This is a genomic window from Nocardia alni (genome assembly GCF_019038435.1).
In the GTDB taxonomy this organism is placed as follows: domain Bacteria; phylum Actinomycetota; class Actinomycetes; order Mycobacteriales; family Mycobacteriaceae; genus Nocardia; species Nocardia alni.
The window spans coordinates 1-444 of record NZ_JAGPOX010000352.1 but is presented as its reverse complement, the minus strand read 5'-3'; the positions used below and the strand labels follow the sequence as shown (position 1 = coordinate 444).

The window sequence follows — 444 nt, the reverse complement described above, 5'->3', positions numbered from 1 at the left end:
CAGACCCCGACGCGAACCCGCGTATTTTGCGCCGGCTCGCCCATCCACTGCAGGTAGTTGACGAGATCACCCACGGTCTCGTCGTACTGGAGGGGCGACATGGTACCCGGAGTCAGCTGCTCCCACCCCTTGAAGACCTGGGTTTTGTGTCCGTGGCTCTCGTGTTCCTCGAATACCGGGCGGCGTTCGCCCTGCAGTTGCCACAGCGCGTGGGGCATGCCGACGCTCGGGAACGCGAGGTTGTTCCAGCCCGTGGCCTTGGTGTCGTCGCGGTAGAACGTGCGCAGGAAGGTGTAGAGGTAGTCGGCCCCGGTGCCGTTGTGGCCGGCGCGCGAGCGGGCGATCACGGTGAGGTCGGGCGGGTTGGCGCCGAACCAGTCCTTGGCCTGCCGCGGATCGATCGTGGCCTTCATGGTCTCGCCCACCTTGTCGGTGGTGAAGAGC

General features: G+C 66.2%; 1 protein-coding gene. It reads right to left on the bottom strand.

Annotated elements, in window-relative coordinates; all coding sequences use genetic code 11:
* A partial coding sequence (locus JZ791_RS47430; protein WP_216903975.1) for a cytochrome c1 occupies positions 1 to 413 on the bottom strand: 413 nt, incomplete at its 3' end.
* Positions 414 to 444: the final 31 nt, after the last annotated feature.